This is a genomic window from Primorskyibacter flagellatus (genome assembly GCF_900176485.1).
GTDB classification, from domain to species: Bacteria; Pseudomonadota; Alphaproteobacteria; order Rhodobacterales; family Rhodobacteraceae; genus Primorskyibacter; species Primorskyibacter flagellatus.
Map to the genome: position 1 here is coordinate 427,860 of NZ_FWYD01000001.1, position 16,770 is coordinate 444,629.

Sequence of the window (16,770 nt, forward strand, 5' to 3'; positions counted from 1 at the left end):
GCATAGCAAATTATTTCTGATTTTTCCGTGATCTCCGGATGTAACTTGCGTAAGAGACTGTATTTCACAATACGATCAACAACAGAGTGAAAGTTGCCGACATGGACTGGGACAAGCTCAGAATATTTCACGCAGTGGCGGATGCTGGCAGTCTAACCCATGCGGGCGACGTCTTGCACCTGTCGCAATCAGCCGTCAGCAGACAGGTGCGCGCGCTGGAGGAATCGCTTAACACGACGCTGTTCCGCCGGCATGCCCGAGGACTGATTCTGACCGAACAGGGTGAATTGCTGTTCGAAGCCACGAATGCGATGATCAAACGCCTTGATGCCGCCTCTGCGCGGATACGCGACAGCGAAGAAGAAGCCTTCGGTGACCTCAAGGTCACCACCACGACCGGGTTCGGCTCGCTCTGGCTGGCCCCGCGCCTGACGAAGCTGTACGAGAAATACCCCAATCTCAAGATCGACCTGATGTTGGAAGAGCGCGTGCTTGACCTGCCGATGCGCGAGGCCGATGTGGCGATCCGCATGAAAGAACCCAGTCAGGCCGATCTGATCCGCAAGCGCTTGATGAGCGTGCGGATGCGGCTTTACGCGTCATCGGAATACCTGAAACAGAACGGCGTACCGGTTGAGATGTCCGATATGTCGAACCACCGGCTGATTTGCCAGAACACCACATCTGCGCAGGTCGGGGCCGGCCTGAACCTCGTGCAGGAACTGCTGACGCATGACATCAGGTCGATGCTGGCCGTGAACAACTATTTCGGCGTTTTACAGGGCGTCATAAATCATCTCGGCATCGGCGTTCTGCCCGATTACATCATCGAGGACTTCCCACAGGCAGTCCGCGTTCTTCCGGATGTCCAATCAATCGAAGTGCCGGTGTTCCTCGCCTATCCCGAAGAGATGAGACACTCCAAACGGATCTCTGTGTTCCGCGATTTTGTCGAAGAAGAGATCTTTGCCCACCGCAAACAGTTGAAAATGCTCGCCAGCACTTCAGCCATGCAATAATCGCATACCGGCAATGCTGCAACTGCGGCATTGCGGGGCTTGCCCGACTCAACTTCGATGACTAATTGAGCTTTTGAAGATGACGCGCCCAACAGCGCATCATTTTCACCTCCCTGTTGGACTTCGGCCGAGCTTTATGCTCGGCCTTTTTTTTGCAGATGTTTGCGCAAACGTCGGACGAATCATGGCTGTTGCGTTGCTGTGCAGCACGGCCCCGTTTGGCGATGCACCTTTGGCCGGGCCTAAGCATTTGTAACTGCGCGACCCACCAATCTGTCTGCCTGCCCAGGGTCCGCCAACCGCGCGTATATGGGTCTTCCAGGCGACGCCTATTGGCAAAATTGGTACAGACCGTTTACCTAGGCATCCATGATTGACGTCTTGTTTGGTGCCGCCCCCTTTCCCCCATGCGCCCCTTGCCCTAAAGAGACGCCAACCCGCAGCCTTGGATATATGACCGATGCAAGATCCCGTGATCACCCCTGATCTGATCGAGGCCCACGGCCTGAAAGAAAACGAATATGCCGAGATTCTGCGGCTGTTGAACCGAGAGCCGACATTCACCGAGCTTGGCATATTCTCGGCCATGTGGAACGAGCATTGTTCCTACAAGTCCTCCAAGAAGTGGCTGCGCACCTTGCCCACGACAGGCCCGCAGGTGATCTGCGGCCCCGGCGAGAATGCCGGCGTCGTCGATATTGGCGATGGTCAGGCCGTGGTCTTCAAAATGGAAAGCCACAACCACCCATCCTATATTGAACCCTATCAGGGCGCTGCGACAGGTGTCGGTGGCATCCTGCGCGACGTGTTCACCATGGGCGCGCGTCCAATTGCGGCGATGAACTCGCTCAGCTTTGGCGAGACGGCTCACCCCAAGACGCGCCAGCTTGTGCATGGCGTGGTCGAAGGCGTCGGCGGCTATGGCAACTGCTTCGGTGTGCCGACCGTCGGCGGCGAGGTGCGTTTTCACTCTGCTTATAATGGCAACTGTCTGGTCAATGCCTTCGCGGCTGGCCTCGCGGATGCGGACAAGATTTTCTATTCTGCCGCCTCGGGCGTCGGCATGCCCGTCGTCTATCTTGGTGCCAAGACCGGGCGCGACGGCGTTGGCGGTGCCACAATGGCCAGCGCGGAATTCGACGAGACCATCGAGGAAAAGCGCCCCACTGTTCAGGTTGGCGATCCGTTCACCGAAAAGCGCCTGATGGAGGCCACGCTGGAGCTGATGCAGACTGGCGCGGTGATCTCCATTCAGGATATGGGCGCGGCCGGTCTGACCTGTTCTGCGGTAGAGATGGGCGACAAGGGCGGGCTTGGCGTGCGACTCGACCTTGAGAAAGTCCCCTGCCGTGAACGGAATATGACAGCCTATGAGATGATGCTGTCGGAATCTCAGGAACGCATGCTGATGGTGCTGCGCCCCGAGAAAGAGGCCGAGGCCAAGGCCGTGTTCGACAAATGGGACCTTGATTTCGCCATTGTCGGCGAAACCCTGCCCGAAGATCGCTTTCTGATTCAGCTGAACGGTGAGACGAAGGCCGATCTGCCGCTCAAGGCGCTGTCAGGCACTGCGCCCGAATATGATCGCCCCTGGGTTCCGACCCCCGCAGTCGAGCCGCTGGCGGATGTCCCCGAGATCGATCCGATCGATGGGCTGAAGGCGCTGCTTGCCAGCCCGAACTATGCGTCCAAGCAATGGGTCTACGAACAATATGACAGCCAGGTCATGGCCGACACCAATCGCGGGCCGGGGCTTGGCGCGGGCATCATCCGCGTGCATGGCACCGACAAGGCGCTGGCCTTCACCTCTGACGTGACACCGCGCTACGTCCGCGCAAACCCCGTTGAAGGCGGCAAGCAGGCGGTGGCCGAAGCGTATCGCAACCTGACCGCCGTCGGTGCGCTGCCGCTTGCCACGACCGACAACCTCAACTTCGGCAATCCCGAAAAGCCCGAGATCATGGGCCAGTTCGTCGGGGCCATCCAGGGTATTGGCGAGGCTTGTTCGGCGCTGGATATGCCGATCGTGTCGGGCAACGTCTCGCTTTATAACGAGACCGACGGTCAGGGCATCCTGCCCACGCCGACCATCGGCGCCGTTGGCCTCATCGACCATATCGACAATGTGATCGGCAAGGATGTGCGCGAAGGCCATGTGGCGCTGCTTTTGGGCGAGACCAAGGGCCATCTGGGGCAATCCGCCCTGCTGGCCGAGGTGTTCAACCGCGAGGATGGCGATGCCCCGCATGTCGATCTTGCCGCTGAAAAAAGCCACGGCGATTTCATCCGCGCCAACCGCGACTACATCACCGCTTGCACAGACCTGTCCGATGGTGGCCTTGCGCTGGCCGCGTTCGAATTGGCCGAGGCGGCGGGCGTCGGTCTGGTGCTGGACGCAGGCGATATGACGACATTGTTCGGCGAGGATCAGGCCCGCTATCTGATCGCGTGCAATTTCGATCAGGCAGAGGCTTTGATCGTCGCGGCGGGGCAAGCGGGTGTGCCGCTCAACTCGGTCGGCAAGTTCACCGGCGATACGGTCTCGCTTGGCCGCTCCTCTGCCCCTCTGGAAGAGCTGTCAGCGATCTACCGCGACAGCTTTGCCAACACCTTCGCCTGAACAACACAGTGCGCCGCCGCCGGATTACTTTCCTGATCGGGGCGCACAAGACCGCGACAACGCATCTGCAACGCAGCCTTCAGGCCAGCGCCGAACCGCTCGCGGAACATGGCATTGCGGCGGTCGGGCCTATGCCGCTGGGTGCCGATCTTATCCCGTTTGCCGAACTTGCAGGCAAACGCACGGACCACGCCTTTCTTCAAATGGTGGCCGAGGCGTTCCTGTCCAAATACTGCGGCTCTGCCTCGCATGCGGTGCTGATGAATGAAAACATCATGGGGCAACTCAGGCCAAAGCCGCTTTTGCGCGGTAGCCGGCTTTACGCCCCCGCGCCAGACCGGCTGGAACGGCTCTGTGCCCTATTTCCGGATCACGATCTGGACTTTGGCCTGGCAATCCGCAACCCCGCCGATTTCCTCGTCTCTGCCTGGGGCGAGGATATGAAAGGCGGAGCATTTTATCCGTTCCGTGACTATATTCGCGGTGTCGACCTGACCCGGCTCAGCTGGGCCGATCTTGTCACTCGCCTACAAAATGCCGCAGGCGGGTGCCCGTTCACTATCTGGCAATACGAAGAGTATCCCGCCATGGTGCCCGCTTTGCTGAAACACCTCTTGGGCGAAGAGGCCGCCTGCAACGTACATCTGAAAGGCGGTCGGGTGAACCCGGGCCTGTCCTCAGACGCGGTCGCCCTGTTGCGCAAAGGGGGCGACCCGGGACAACAGGCGTTCAAGGCCGCGCAGGCCGCTTTTCCCAAATCGGCGACGCACCCGGCTTTCGATCCCTGGGACGCTGCGACCAGACAGTGCTTCAATGCAAGCTACGCCCGCGATATTGCGGCAATCCGCGCCCTGCCCGGCGTGACGATTCCGGGTTAGGCCCCACTTGTCATCCGTGCCCGCGCTGCTTAGTTTCCGGGACAAGAGAAGGAACACGCCATGCCCATGCAAGCTCAGGAAATCGAGGATTTGATCCGCACCGAATTTCCACATGCCCAGATCACCATCACGGATCTTGCCGGCGACGGAAACCACTATGCCGCCGAGGTCATCGACGAGAGCTTTCGCGGCAAGAACCGGGTGCAGCAACAGCGCGCGGTCTATGCAGCCCTCAAGGGCAGTATGGATGGCAACCACGGCGAACTGCACGCGCTGGCTCTGACGACAAAGTCGCCGGAATGACCGGGACGGCTCGAATTTCGACATGCCTGCCAGGCAACAAACGAAATCTGGCCGAGACACACTGACACCAAGAGGCAGTCCGCAGAGCGGCACCTCATGCCCAGAAACGGAGCAAGACATGACCGACGCGAAAACCAGCATCGACGAAACAGTAAAAGCCAATGACGTGGTGCTTTACATGAAAGGCACCAAATCCATGCCGCAATGTGGCTTCTCCAGCCGGGTCGCGGGTGTGCTGAATTACATGGGCGTCGACTTCACCGATGTGAACGTGTTGGCGGATGACGCCATTCGCCAGGGGATCAAGGATTATTCCGAATGGCCGACCATTCCGCAGCTTTATGTGAAGGGTGAATTTGTGGGCGGCTGCGACATCATCACCGAAATGACCCTGTCAGGGGAGCTCGACCAGTTGTTTGAAAGCAACGGCGTAACCTATGACAAGGACGCCGCAGAGAAGATCCGCGAAGCCAACGGCTGACACAGTTTCAACACCGCTCCATTGCGGCTGACAAATTTAGTACCCCAAGGAAGTGTTTCCTTGGGGTACTGTGTTAAAGCTGTTGGGAAGTTCAAGCGGCGTCAATGGATAGCGCCGCTCAAGCCAACCAGTTCAGTCGTTCATGGCAGCACATTCTTCTTTAGCCTGCCAGACTTCGATTGTGACTCTCACAAGCATGTTGTGACCGATTGCCCGCCAGACATTCCCCGCGCGAACGAATTGCTGCGTCTCAGCCACCCGTTTTCACGTTGAGCTTTTCTTCGACATCCGCCGCAAGGGATTCTGCCCGCGCCGCTATTTCGGCCAATTGATCGGTCACCGATGACGGCACAACAGGAACCTCGACACGCTCTGGCTGCGGTTCGGGTCGTTGCTGCAAGTCTCGCAGCTCCGCCTCAAGGGCGGAAAACCGGTCTTCGGCGTCGCGCAGCTTGTCTTCCAAACCGGCTGTTTTGTCGGCCAGCATCAGACCGGCCATCAACAGCATCTGCGCTTCCGGCATCCGGCCGATTTGTTCGGACAGTACACTGGCTTCGCTATCCAGCATCCTGGCGGCGGAGTGCAGGAAGTGTTCTTCGCCTTCCTGACAGGCGACTTCGAATGTGCGGCCACCGATAACGACGTTCACTTCGGGCATCAGACGCCTCCTTTTGGCGCTACGTTGGCATCATTGTCGCCGTTCAAGTTGTTCGCAGCGTCGATGAGCAACGGCTCCAGCGCCGCGAGAATAGCGCGGTTTTCGGCCGTCTCTGCCGCGCGTGTCGCGCGCAGGCCTTCCAATTCTGCCAACATCGCCGTGTCTATCAGGTCCGTGTCGGCCATTCCGTCTTCCAGAGCGCGGCGCAGAGCGTCGTTGCTGTCTCGCAAAAGATCGTTGGCTTTGCGCAGGCGCTGCAAATCCCGGTCGATCTGTTCGGCAGCGGCACGTTTGCTTTCAAGCTCTGCACGCAAGGCGTGGACTTCGCCCTGCTGTTTCTCGTGAATGGCACGCACGCGTTCTTCAAGCTTGGCATTTGCCTGCCGCTCGTTTTCCAGCGCGTCTTGCAGCTTTGCCATATCTTCCGGGTCATGCGCCGTCGCGGCGGCGGGTTCAGCAGTCTGGGCTGCGTCAAGCGCCACGACCCCCTGCCCGATCCTGTCCAGCGCCGCAACGATCCGGCGTTCCAACTCTTGAATCTGCGTCATCGGCCTCAAACCTCCGTCTATCGCGGGGCTTGACTGGTTGGTCTGTTACGAATCAGCCGCGCCCCGTTGTTGCGTAACTTTAGCAACCAAAAAGCGCAATTGCGCCCCCTTATGTGTCAAGGTGTTACAGGCGGTGCTTGAACTTCAATCCCGGACTGGTATGAGCAGGGCGACATTTCTCACGCAAGGGACAGACAACGTGGATATCCAGGCTCTCCGCTCCACCAACCCCGATCATTGGATGCGCGCAGCCGCGATCCGCGCCCTGACGCTGGACGCCGTGACCGCCGCCAATTCCGGCCATTCGGGAATGCCGATGGGCATGGCCGATGTGGCGACTGTGCTATATGAAAAACACCTGAAATTTGACGCCGCAGATCCGACATGGCCGGACCGCGACCGGTTTATCCTGTCCGCCGGCCACGGCTCTATGCTGCTTTATTCGTTGCTGTACCTCACGGGTGACGCCGAAATCACGCTGGATCAGATCAAGAACTTCCGCCAGTTGGGTGCCAAGACAGCCGGGCATCCGGAAAACTTCCTTGCCAAGGGGATCGAGACCACCACCGGGCCGCTGGGTCAGGGCATTGCCAATTCCGTCGGTTTCGCCATTGCCGAGGAATCCTTGCGCGCGCGGTTCGGCAAGAAGGTCGTCGATCACTACACCTATGTCATTGCAGGTGACGGTTGCCTGATGGAAGGCATCAGCCACGAGGCCATCGGCCTTGCCGGGCGTCAGCAACTGTCGCGGCTTGTGGTGTTCTGGGACAACAACAACATCACCATCGACGGCAAGGTGGAACTGTCCGACCGCACCGATCAGGTTGCGCGCTTTGAAGCCGCAGGTTGGCATGTGCAGGAAATCGACGGCCACGATCCGCAAGCGATCGACGCCGCGATCACGGCCGCCAAGAAGGCCGACGCGCCCTCGATGATTGCCTGCAAAACCCATATCGCCCTGGGCCACGCGGCGCAGGACACCTCCAAGGGGCATGGCGCGCTGACCGACGCGGATCAGATGGCCGCCGCAAAAGAGGCCTATGGCTGGACCACCGGCCCGTTCGAGGTGCCCGCCGACATCAAGACGCAGTGGGAAGAGATCGGCAGCCGTGGTGCCGCCGACCGCGCAGAGTGGCAAAGCCGCTTCGACGCCCTGTCGGAACAGCGCCGCAACGAGTTCACGCGCACGATGACCGGTGCCGCGCCCAAGCGTCTTTCCGCCACGATCAAGGCGCTGAAGAAGCAGAATTCCGAAGCCGCCCCCAAGGTCGCGACGCGCAAATCCTCGGAAATGGTTCTGGAAGTGGTCAATCCGCTCATGCCAGAAACCATCGGTGGCTCTGCCGACCTGACGGGATCGAACAACACCAATGCGGGCGATCTGGGCGTGTTCGACGTGGATAACCGCAAGGGCCGCTACATTTATTTCGGCATCCGCGAACACGGCATGGCCTCGGCGATGAACGGCATGGCGCTGCATGGCGGCATCCGACCCTATGGCGGCACGTTCATGTGCTTCACCGACTATGCCCGCCCCGCGATGCGTCTGGCGGCACTAATGCAGGTGCCGTCGGTCTTCGTGATGACGCATGACAGCATCGGTCTGGGCGAAGACGGCCCGACCCACCAACCGGTCGAGCATCTCGCGATCAGCCGGTCGACGCCCAACACCTATGTCTTCCGCCCCGCCGACACGATTGAAACGGCAGAAGCCTGGGAAATCGCGCTGACCTCCAACAGCACGCCGTCTGTTCTGGCGCTGTCGCGTCAGGGTCTGCCGACCGTGCGCACTGAACACAAGAACGCCAACCTGACCGCCAAGGGCGGCTATGTGCTGGCCGATGCGGAAGGCAAGCGTCAGGTGATCCTGATCGCCACCGGCTCTGAGGTGTCTGTTGCCATGGCCGCGCGCGAGGCATTGCAGGCCGAAGGTATCGGCGTCCGTGTCGTCTCCATGCCTTGCATGGAACTGTTTGCCGCACAGGATGATGCCTATCGCAAGCGCGTGTTGCCCGGAGGCCCGATCCGGATCGCCATCGAGGCGGGCGTGCGGCAAGGCTGGGACCGTTGGCTGCTGGGCGAACGTGGTCGCGAGGCCAAGGCCGGCTTCATCGGCATGAACAGCTTCGGTGCCTCCGCCCCTGCGGAAGAGCTGTACGAGCATTTCGGCATCACGTCTGAAGCGACGGTAGAACTGGCAAAATCGCTGCTTTGATCCGCCGTTGAGCGAGAAAACGTCGAAAGGGAGCCATTTATGGCTCCCTTTTTTGTGCCGCGCGCCAGGCCTTGCGCGCAATCATCACAACGGTCGTCATTCACTCGACCCCGCCAAGCGTTACCGACTTCTCTGGATCCGGTTCGGGTAGCTCAAACTATATTGTGTCGAATTTCGCAACGATAGGTAGCGCTTCAAACGCTATTTCCTCGGTGCCTTTGCCGGCGCTATTGCGCCTCGGAATACCGGCTTCAGGCGACGACAAGAGCCGTCTTTTGATCTGCAAAGATACATTGTTCGCGGTAGCACCGCGCAAGTTGCAATGAGCAGTCGTCAGGGGGATGGTTTGCCATAGACACGTTGCGCAGCCTCGGTCGTGATCCGCCCCAGCCGGACATCCTCAGCCACCGATGCCGGGTCGCGTTCGGCAGGCGGGCCATAACCGCCGCCGCCGGGGGTGCGGACGCGCACACGGTCGCCTGCCGACAGTGCAATATCCTGCGCCTTGGACAGATGTTCGGGGACGAAAGATTTTCCGCCCTGTGTCACCTCCACCCGGTTGACGCCGCCATCTTCGCCGCCCAATGCGCCTTGCGGACCAGTGCGGCCGTGATCCATCACGAAACTCGCCCGCGCCGTGCCTTTCAGCACCTCGACCTCGTAATCCAGGCCAAACCCACCGCGATGTTTTCCCGCCCCGGCAGAGCCTTCATGCAGCGCGTAGCGATGATAGAGTACCGGGAATTGCTGCTCCATGATCTCGACCGGCGGCGCTTTGGAGATACCGATGGTCGAACACCCGTTCGAGATGCCATCCCCCCCCGCATAACCGCCATAGCCGCCGCCCGAGATCTGGTACATCACATAGGAGCGCCCCTCTTCCGGCACTTCGCCGCCAAGCGCGAAATTGCCCGAGGACCCGGCGGGCGAGGCCGTCACCAGATCCGGCAGCGGGCCGACCAATGCGGCAAACACCGCCTCGGCGATGCGTTGGCTGACCTCGGCGGCGCAGCCCGAAACCGGGCGCGGATAGCGCGCGTCAAGGAACGTGCCTTCGGGACTGAGGATGTTCAGCGGCTCGAACGCGCCCGCGCTGATCGGCACATCGGGAAAGATGTGCCGCATGGCGAGGTAGACAGAGCTGTGCGTCGTCGCCAAAACCGAATTCATCGGTCCGGCGCAGGGCGCGGAAGACCCCGTGAAATCAAATGTCAGCCCATCGCCAGCCGCCGTGATCGCCAGCCGGATCTCCAGCGGTTCGTTCACCACGCCGTCGCTGTCGATAAAGGCGCTTGCGCGGTAGGTGCCGGGCGGGATCTGCGCGATATGCGCGCGCATCTGCCGGGCGGCGCGGGCACGCAGTTCGGCGATGGCTTCGCGTACCGTGTCGTCGCCGTAGCGGTCCAGCAGTCGGGTCAGCCGGGATTGCCCGACATACAGCGCCGCCGCCTGCGCCTTGACATCGCCGATACGCTGATCGGCAACGCGGATGTTGGAGCAGATAATGGCGTAAATCTCGGGATCCAGCTTGCCCTGCTTGAAAAGACGGACGGGCGGCAGCCGCAGCCCTTCCTGTTCGACCGCTGTGGCTGAAGCCGAGAACCCGCCCGGTACCGCGCCGCCGGTATCAGGCCAGTGGCCGGTATTGCTGAGCCAACAGAAAATTTTGCCATCCCGCCAGACCGGCATGGCAAAGCGGACATCCATCAGATGCGTGCCGCCAAGATAGGGATCGTTGACGATATAGATGTCACCCGGTTCGGGCGCGATCACGCTGCCTGCCGCGATCATCTTAATGATCTGTGCGGTCGAGAATTGCATCACCCCGACAAAGACCGGCAGGCCCATGCTGCCCTGTGCGATCAGGCTGCCATCCTCAGCCGAGTAGATCCCGTCGGAACGGTCATTCGCCTCGGCAATCACCGGCGAGAAGGCCGCGCGCGAAAAGCTGAGATCCATCTCGTCGCAGACCTGTTGCAGGCCGGATTGGATGACGGTGAGGGTAATGGGATCGAGGGTCATTGCATTGCCTCTGACTGCGGCGCGACGGGATGGTTCGGGAGCCTCCGGCGGGAGTATTTTGACCGAGAAGAAGCGCAAGAGTCGGGTATGCCGATGTCTGGTCCAGTTGCTTGGGAAAGCATTGGAGGGACGGCACGGGCAAGACGTTCTTTGCCAGGATGTATGCGCCGGGTCATCTCTGTGCCGCCACGGTCACGATCAGATTGCCGTCCGCGTCCTGAACGGCGCGGTCTCCGGGTTCCAGCACCAACGTGCAGTCCATCTGCTCGACAATCGCCGGACCGGTCAGGCTTGCCTGCGCTGGCAGGTGGTCGCGCCAGAAGATGGGCGTGTCGATCCAGTCATCGAACCAGACGGGCCGGGTGCCGGTTTGCGCCTCGGCGAGGGTATTCCTGCGGCCACCGGCGTCGATCAGCAGCGACAGGTCCACTTCGGGCCGACGCCCGATCACCGAGGTGTTGACGTTCACTAGGGCCGCGCGGATCTCTGGCAATGTGACCTGAAATCGTTTGAAATAGGCATCTTCGAAGCGTGTCTGGAGATCGTCGCGGGTCGGGGCCGGGCCGGGCAGCGGCACCCGCAAAAGGTGGGTCTGGCCGATGAAGCGCATATCGACCGAGTGAATGACGCGCAGTTCTGCAATCTCCACCTTTTCCCTGCCTATCGCGTCGCGCCCCTCTTGTATCTGGTGGGTAAAGGCCTGATGGACCGCGGCCATGTCACACACATCGAGTGGCGCGTTGATCGTCTGAACGTAGTCGTGGCGCAGGTCCGCAACGATACATCCCAGCGCGTTGGTGATACCGGGACGCGCGGGCACCAGCACGCGGGGCACGCCCAGTTCCCGCGCAATCGCACAGGCATGCAACGGCCCTGCCCCGCCAAAGGCGAAGAGCGCGAAATCGCGGGGGTCCTCGCCCAGCGAGATAGACACCATGCGCACCGCATCGGCCATCTTGGCATTGGCCACCCGCAAGACGGCTGCGGCGGCGTTTTGTGCATCCAGCCCCAGCGGCTCGCCCAGCTTGGCGGCAAAAGCGTCGCGGATCGCGGTGATGGAAATGTCGCCGGAAATGCTGTTGAGTTTGCCGGGATCCATCCGGCCCAGCACCATATTGGCGTCCGAGATCGTCGGCTCCGTGCCGCCCTTGCCATAGCAGATCGGTCCCGGCGTGCTGCCCGCGCTGTCGGGACCGACCTGTAGCAAGCCCGCGGCATTGACCCGCGCGATGGAGCCGCCCCCTGCCCCCACGGTGCGCACATCGACCATCGGCACATGGATGGGCATGGCGTATTCGACCTCGATCTCGTGGCTGACGGCGGGATCGGCGCCACGGATCATCGCGACGTCGGTCGAGGTGCCGCCCATATCGTAGGTCAACAGATCCGCAATGCCCGCGCGGCGGCCGGTAAACGCCGCCGCCATCACGCCCGAAGCCGGGCCTGACATGACGGTCTTGGCCGCCTCTTCGGCCACGATGCGGGCCGAGACCATGCCGCCATTGCCGGTCATCACCAGCAGATCTCGTGCGTAGCCGCGCGCCGCCAGCCGGTCGGCCAGACGTTCGACATAACGGCGCAGCAATGGCTGGACCGAGGCATTGACGGCCGCCGTCACGCCGCGTTCGTATTCGCGGCTTTCCGACAGCAGCGCGTGGCCAAGCGTCAAGTTGACCTCCGGCCAGACTTCGCGCGCGATCTGGCCTGCGCGCAATTCATGCGCGGGGTTGGCGTAGGCATGCAGGAAATGGATCACCAGCGACTCGCAGCCTTCGTTCCGCAACTGGCGCAGGGCGGCGCGCAGGGCGTGTTCGTCCAGGGCGCGATATTCCGAGCCATCGGCCAGCATACGCTCCGGTATTTCCAGCCGCAGATCGCGCGGGATCAGCGGGCGAAACTGCCCCGACATGCCGTATGCCTGCGGACGGGTGCGACGGCCCAGTTCCAGCACATCGCGGAACCCCATCGTGGTGATCAGGCCGGTCTTGCACAGCCGCCGTTCCAGCACGGCGTTGGTGGTGGTCGTCGTGCCATGCACGATCAGGTCAAGCGCCGCCGCATCGACCGAGGCCGCGTCGAGCGCGGCCAGCACCCCATCGGCCTGATTGTCCTGGGTGGTCGGTACCTTGGCAAGCCGCACCTGCCGGGCCGCGCTGTCGTAATGCAGCAGGTCGGTGAAGGTCCCGCCCACGTCGATGCCAGCAAAGCGGCCGCCAAGCCTGTTGGTCCCCGTCATTCAAACTGCCCTGTCATAAATCGGTGAAATGCCCCGTGCCATTGCGGTGAAACTGCTCAACGGCCCGCTCCGCCGGTCTGCGCCAGGATCGCCGCGCGCACCCTGTCGGGTGTGGCGGGCAGATGATGAAGGCGCGCGCCGCAAGCATGGGTGATGGCGTTCAGGATCGCCGGTGCGGTGGGGATCAGACAATGCTCGCCCAGCCCTTTCGCACCATAGGGGCCGTGGGGGTCGCCTTGCTCGATCAGGATCGAGGTGATCGGCGGGACATCCCCGATTGTCGGGATCAGGTAGTCGTGCAGATTTTCAGTGCGGCCGGGCAGGAATTCCTCCATCAGCGCAAGCCCGATGCCCTGCGCGATACCGCCTTCGATCTGCCCTTGGGCAAGCGCGGGGTTGATCGCGCGCCCCACATCATGCGCCGCGATGATCCGCACCAGTTTGACGGTGCCCAGTTCGCAATCAACCTCGACCTCGGCCATCTGCGCGGCGCTGCCGAACACGGCGTAGGGTGCGCCCTGCCCGTTGGCATCCAGCGGGGTTGTGGGCGGATCATAGCTTTCGGTGGCCTCAAGCGCGTATCCCTCCACCCGTGGCAGAGCCACCCTGTGCGTCGTGCCGTTTTCGGCCAGTTCCAGCGCGCCATCGGCCAGATGGATCGTGGCACCCTCACCCACATTGCCCAGCCGAAGGATTTGCGTGCGCAAGGCCTCGCCGCACAGTTTCGCGGCGTTGCCGGTGATAAAGGTCTGGCGGCTGGCAGAGGTCTTGCCCGCATCGGGTGTCAGGTCGGTATCCGCGCCCAGCAGAGTGACGGCCCCCAGCGGCACGCCCAGGGCTTCGGCAAAGATCTGCGCGATCACGGTGTTTGACCCCTGGCCGATATCCACCGCCCCCTGATGCAGACGCAAGTCTCCGGCAGAGGTGATGCCCGCACGGATGGTCGACGGGTTCGACATCGAGGTATTGCCGCAGCCATACCACCCGCCTGCAATGCCAACGCCGCAGCGCCGACGACGCGTGCCGCCCGCATTGCAGGCCGCAATCTCGCGCAGGACGCGCTGCCAATGCGGGCGCAGCGCATCGAAACAGGCGTCGATGGCCATGCCTGTATCGAATACCTGTCCGGTAACTGTCGGATCGCCATTGCGCAGGCAGTTCAGGGCGCGAAACTCCAGCCGGTCCATGCCCAGCTTCTCGGCCAGGCGGTCATAAAGCTGTTCCTGCGCGACGGCCGATTGCGGCACGCCAAAGCCACGAAACGCCCCTGCCGGGGCGGTGTTGGTGTGGATGCCGGTGCTGTTGGCCTCGTAATTCGGCGTCAGATAAGGGCCCGACGCATGGATCGGCACGCGGTTGGCGACGGTGGGGCCCCAACTGGCATAGGCACCGGTGTTGAACGTGCCGTCAAAACGTGCCCCTGTCAGTCGTCCATTAGCATCGGCACCGATCTCCATCCGGATCTGCGACGGGTGGCGCTTTGTCGTGCTGGCGATGCTCTCGGCGCGGGTATAGGTGATGCGGACAGGGCGGCGCAGCAGCCATGCGGCAAGCGCCACGAACGGCTGCGCGGACAGGTCGAGTTTCGAGCCAAAACCGCCTCCGGTTGCCGTTGGCAGAATGCGCACGGAGTCTGGCGCGATACCAAGGATGCGCGCCAGCCCGTCGCGGTTCATAAAGGGCGCCTGCGTACAGCATTGCACCTCTATCCGGTCACCGACGCGGCGGACGGTGGCGGCCTCGGGTTCAATATATCCATGCTCGATAAACCCGGTGGAAAAGTCACCCGACACCACATGCGCCGCATACTTTAGCGCCGCTGCGGCGTCCCCGCGCGCAACGTAGCCGCGACACATCACGTTATCCGCGCGGTCGGAATGCAGCAGTACCGCTTGCTGCGCGTCGTCCGGCGTCAGGGTTGCGGGCAGCTCTTCCCAAGTGACCGGAAAATCCGGCAAGTTCTCTACAATATCGGCGTGGCCAATGACGGCGGCGATGGCCTCTCCCTTGAAGCGAGTCGTGTCAATGGCGAAGACCGGCTGATCCTCGAAACCGGGGATCACGCCAAAGCGGTTTTCGCCCGGCACATCCCGCGCGGTCAGGATCAGGTCCAGACCATTGGCATCGCGGAACTGGTCCAGATCGCCAAACTGAAAAGACGCCCGGTGAAAGGGCGACCGGATCACCCGCAGTGTCAGCGCATCCTCCGGTGCCACGTCATCGCCAAACCGTTCGGTCCCCGACACTTTTGCCCAGCCATCCAGCCGCTCGACAGAGGCACCTACGCCGCCTTCGGTCTCGGGCGCACCGTCGCCCACGTCCAGCACCGCCGCTATGATGCTGCGATAGCCGGTGCACCGACACAACACGCCGCCGAGCGCATCCGAGACGGACGCCTCTGTCAGCACCGCACCGGAGCGCAGGAACGCCACCGCCGCGACCATCATGCCGGGGGTACAAATTCCGCATTGCGCGGCGTGGTGGCGCTGAAACGCCCGCGCCAGCCGCGCTGCCAGCGGATCATTGGCGACCAGCCCGGCCTGTGTGTCGATCCGGCGACCGTCTGCCTGACCGGCCGCGACAAGACAGGCGCAGACAGGCGCACCGTCCAGCAGCACCGTGCAGGCCCCGCAATCGCCCGCGTTGCATCCAACCTTGACGTCGCGCGCCCCGGCCTGCTCGCGCAACACCTGCGACAGACGCGCGGTGGGTGCGGCCTGCACATGGATCGCGGTCCCGTTGAGGGTAAAGCCGATCCGGCCTTCCAGGTCGTCAAGCGACATCGCATGCCTCCATCGCTTGCAGGACCGTGCGGGTCACCAGCGTGCGCACGGCCTCGGACCGGTAGGCTGCCGTTGCCCGCACATCACTGATCGGCGCAAGGGACGGCATCGCGGCAGTCGCGACGATCTCGGCAATATCGCGCGGTCCCGCGCCGCGCAGCGCGGTTTCAAGCTCTGGCAGGCGGCACGCCACCGCCGAGCAAGCACCGACGGCGATGCGGGCGCGGGAGATGTAGCCATCCTCAACGGCAATCACCGCGCCGACCATTGCGATGGAAATCACCAGATATTTCCGCGCGCCCAGCTTCAGAAAGGCCCCCTGTCCCGGCGTGTCGGCAATCACGATTGCCGTGATCAGTTCGCCGGGTTTCAGCGCCGTATCGCGCGGCCCCCGAATGAAGTCGCTCAAAGCCAGTCGGCGCACGCCCTCTGGCCCCAGCAGTTCAACCTCGGCGTCCAGAGCCAGCAGCGGAGGCACACCATCGGCGGCGGGCGACGCGTTGCAGATATTGCCTGCGACCGTCCCGGCATTCTGGATCTGGACCGAGCCAACCTCGCGCGCGGCCAGCTTCAGCCCGTCGAAGAGCGGCGGCACATCCGCGCGGATCGCATCGCTCCATGTTGTCGCCGCCCCGATACGCCAGACGCCGTGCGCCCGCGTGATCCCGCGAAATCCGGGCAGAGCCGACAGGTCCACCATTGTTGCAGGCGGCGGCCCGTCACGCAGACCGGGGTAAACATCGGTGCCCCCGGCCAGGATCACCGCACCTTCCCCGGACAGCAGCGCAAGTGCCGCGTCAAGCGATTGGGGGCGATGAAGCATTGCGCGGGCCTTTCATCTTCACATCTGACATCGTTTGTATGCGAACGACATGGGTCCACCGTAAGAACTTGGCGGAAAAGTTGTCAATCACAGAAACAGATGAACGCGTGATCGGCATAGCGGGAAACAAGACCTTCGCGGCGCAGCCGGACATGGCGCGGGGGCTGCCCACACCTGCGCCACA

General features: G+C 62.3%; 12 protein-coding genes. 6 read left to right on the forward strand and 6 right to left on the reverse strand.

Annotated elements, in window-relative coordinates; translation table 11 throughout:
* Window positions 1-101 precede the first annotated feature (101 nt).
* The 5 genes from B8991_RS02020 to grxD all read left to right on the forward strand — a co-directional run bounded on the left by B8991_RS02020 (window position 102) and on the right by grxD (window position 5,301).
* A complete protein-coding gene (locus B8991_RS02020; protein ID WP_084350116.1) occupies window positions 102-1,019 on the forward strand; it encodes a LysR family transcriptional regulator in 918 nt (305 codons plus the stop codon).
* A 460-nt stretch (window positions 1,020-1,479) separates the two neighbouring features.
* Window positions 1,480-3,639 carry a phosphoribosylformylglycinamidine synthase subunit PurL gene (purL, locus tag B8991_RS02025; protein WP_084350117.1) on the forward strand — a complete coding sequence of 720 codons (2,160 nt, stop codon included), beginning with the start codon at window positions 1,480-1,482 and terminating at the stop codon, window positions 3,637-3,639.
* 8 nt (window positions 3,640-3,647) lie between these two features.
* Window positions 3,648-4,517: a hypothetical protein gene (locus B8991_RS02030; protein WP_084350118.1), complete on the forward strand. Its 870-nt coding sequence runs from the start codon at window positions 3,648-3,650 to the stop codon at window positions 4,515-4,517.
* Between the two features lie 60 nt (window positions 4,518-4,577).
* The gene (locus B8991_RS02035) at window positions 4,578-4,820 is read left to right on the forward strand and encodes a BolA/IbaG family iron-sulfur metabolism protein (protein WP_084350119.1); all 243 of its coding nucleotides are present in this window, start codon (window positions 4,578-4,580) and stop codon (window positions 4,818-4,820) included.
* A gap of 118 nt (window positions 4,821-4,938) precedes the next feature.
* Entirely contained in the window at window positions 4,939-5,301 is a 363-nt protein-coding gene (grxD, locus tag B8991_RS02040) for a Grx4 family monothiol glutaredoxin (protein WP_084350120.1), read from the forward strand.
* A gap of 250 nt (window positions 5,302-5,551) precedes the next feature.
* Here grxD and B8991_RS02045 read toward each other — a convergent pair whose 3' ends face one another.
* Together B8991_RS02045 and B8991_RS02050 are read right to left on the reverse strand one after the other, a co-directional pair.
* Window positions 5,552-5,959 (reverse strand): cell division protein ZapA, encoded by a 408-nt coding sequence (locus B8991_RS02045; RefSeq protein WP_084350121.1) that lies wholly within the window; start codon window positions 5,957-5,959, stop codon window positions 5,552-5,554.
* Window positions 5,959-6,507, reverse strand: coding sequence for a hypothetical protein (locus B8991_RS02050; protein WP_084350122.1), 549 nt, complete (start codon window positions 6,505-6,507; stop codon window positions 5,959-5,961). Before B8991_RS02050 ends, B8991_RS02045 begins: the two co-directional genes overlap by 1 nt.
* Window positions 6,508-6,706: 199 nt before the next feature.
* Between B8991_RS02050 and tkt the strand changes: the two genes are divergently transcribed.
* A complete protein-coding gene (gene tkt / locus B8991_RS02055) occupies window positions 6,707-8,722 on the forward strand; it encodes a transketolase (RefSeq protein ID WP_084350315.1) in 2,016 nt (671 codons plus the stop codon).
* Window positions 8,723-9,055: 333 nt separating this feature from the next.
* Here tkt and B8991_RS02060 read toward each other — a convergent pair whose 3' ends face one another.
* The 4 genes from B8991_RS02060 to B8991_RS02075 all read right to left on the reverse strand — a co-directional run bounded on the left by B8991_RS02060 (window position 9,056) and on the right by B8991_RS02075 (window position 16,586).
* Window positions 9,056-10,744 (reverse strand): hydantoinase B/oxoprolinase family protein, encoded by a 1,689-nt coding sequence (locus tag B8991_RS02060; RefSeq protein ID WP_084350123.1) that lies wholly within the window; start codon window positions 10,742-10,744, stop codon window positions 9,056-9,058.
* Between the two features lie 172 nt (window positions 10,745-10,916).
* Complete coding sequence (locus B8991_RS02065; RefSeq protein ID WP_084350124.1) at window positions 10,917-12,980, reverse strand: hydantoinase/oxoprolinase family protein; 2,064 nt, start codon at window positions 12,978-12,980, stop codon at window positions 10,917-10,919.
* Window positions 12,981-13,036: 56 nt separating this feature from the next.
* On the reverse strand, window positions 13,037-15,763 hold the full coding sequence (locus B8991_RS02070) for a molybdopterin-dependent oxidoreductase (RefSeq protein WP_084350125.1): 2,727 nt from the start codon (window positions 15,761-15,763) through the stop codon (window positions 13,037-13,039).
* Entirely contained in the window at window positions 15,753-16,586 is an 834-nt protein-coding gene (locus B8991_RS02075; RefSeq protein ID WP_084350126.1) for an FAD binding domain-containing protein, read from the reverse strand. The genes B8991_RS02070 and B8991_RS02075 overlap by 11 nt, the downstream gene beginning before the upstream one ends.
* Window positions 16,587-16,770: the final 184 nt, after the last annotated feature.

What these genes read in the sequence shown, in the direction of transcription:
- B8991_RS02065 (WP_084350124.1), bottom strand. Translation starts at nt 12,980, where the DNA reads ATGACGGGGACCAACAGGCTTGGCGGCCGCTTTGCTGGCATCGACGTG.
- purL (WP_084350117.1), top strand. Translation starts at nt 1,480, where the DNA reads ATGCAAGATCCCGTGATCACCCCTGATCTGATCGAGGCCCACGGCCTG.
- B8991_RS02035 (WP_084350119.1), top strand. Translation starts at nt 4,578, where the DNA reads ATGCCCATGCAAGCTCAGGAAATCGAGGATTTGATCCGCACCGAATTT.
- B8991_RS02075 (WP_084350126.1), bottom strand. Translation starts at nt 16,586, where the DNA reads ATGCTTCATCGCCCCCAATCGCTTGACGCGGCACTTGCGCTGCTGTCC.
- B8991_RS02070 (WP_084350125.1), bottom strand. Translation starts at nt 15,763, where the DNA reads ATGTCGCTTGACGACCTGGAAGGCCGGATCGGCTTTACCCTCAACGGG.
- B8991_RS02020 (WP_084350116.1), top strand. Translation starts at nt 102, where the DNA reads ATGGACTGGGACAAGCTCAGAATATTTCACGCAGTGGCGGATGCTGGC.
- B8991_RS02045 (WP_084350121.1), bottom strand. Translation starts at nt 5,959, where the DNA reads ATGCCCGAAGTGAACGTCGTTATCGGTGGCCGCACATTCGAAGTCGCC.
- grxD (WP_084350120.1), top strand. Translation starts at nt 4,939, where the DNA reads ATGACCGACGCGAAAACCAGCATCGACGAAACAGTAAAAGCCAATGAC.
- B8991_RS02060 (WP_084350123.1), bottom strand. Translation starts at nt 10,744, where the DNA reads ATGACCCTCGATCCCATTACCCTCACCGTCATCCAATCCGGCCTGCAA.
- B8991_RS02050 (WP_084350122.1), bottom strand. Translation starts at nt 6,507, where the DNA reads ATGACGCAGATTCAAGAGTTGGAACGCCGGATCGTTGCGGCGCTGGAC.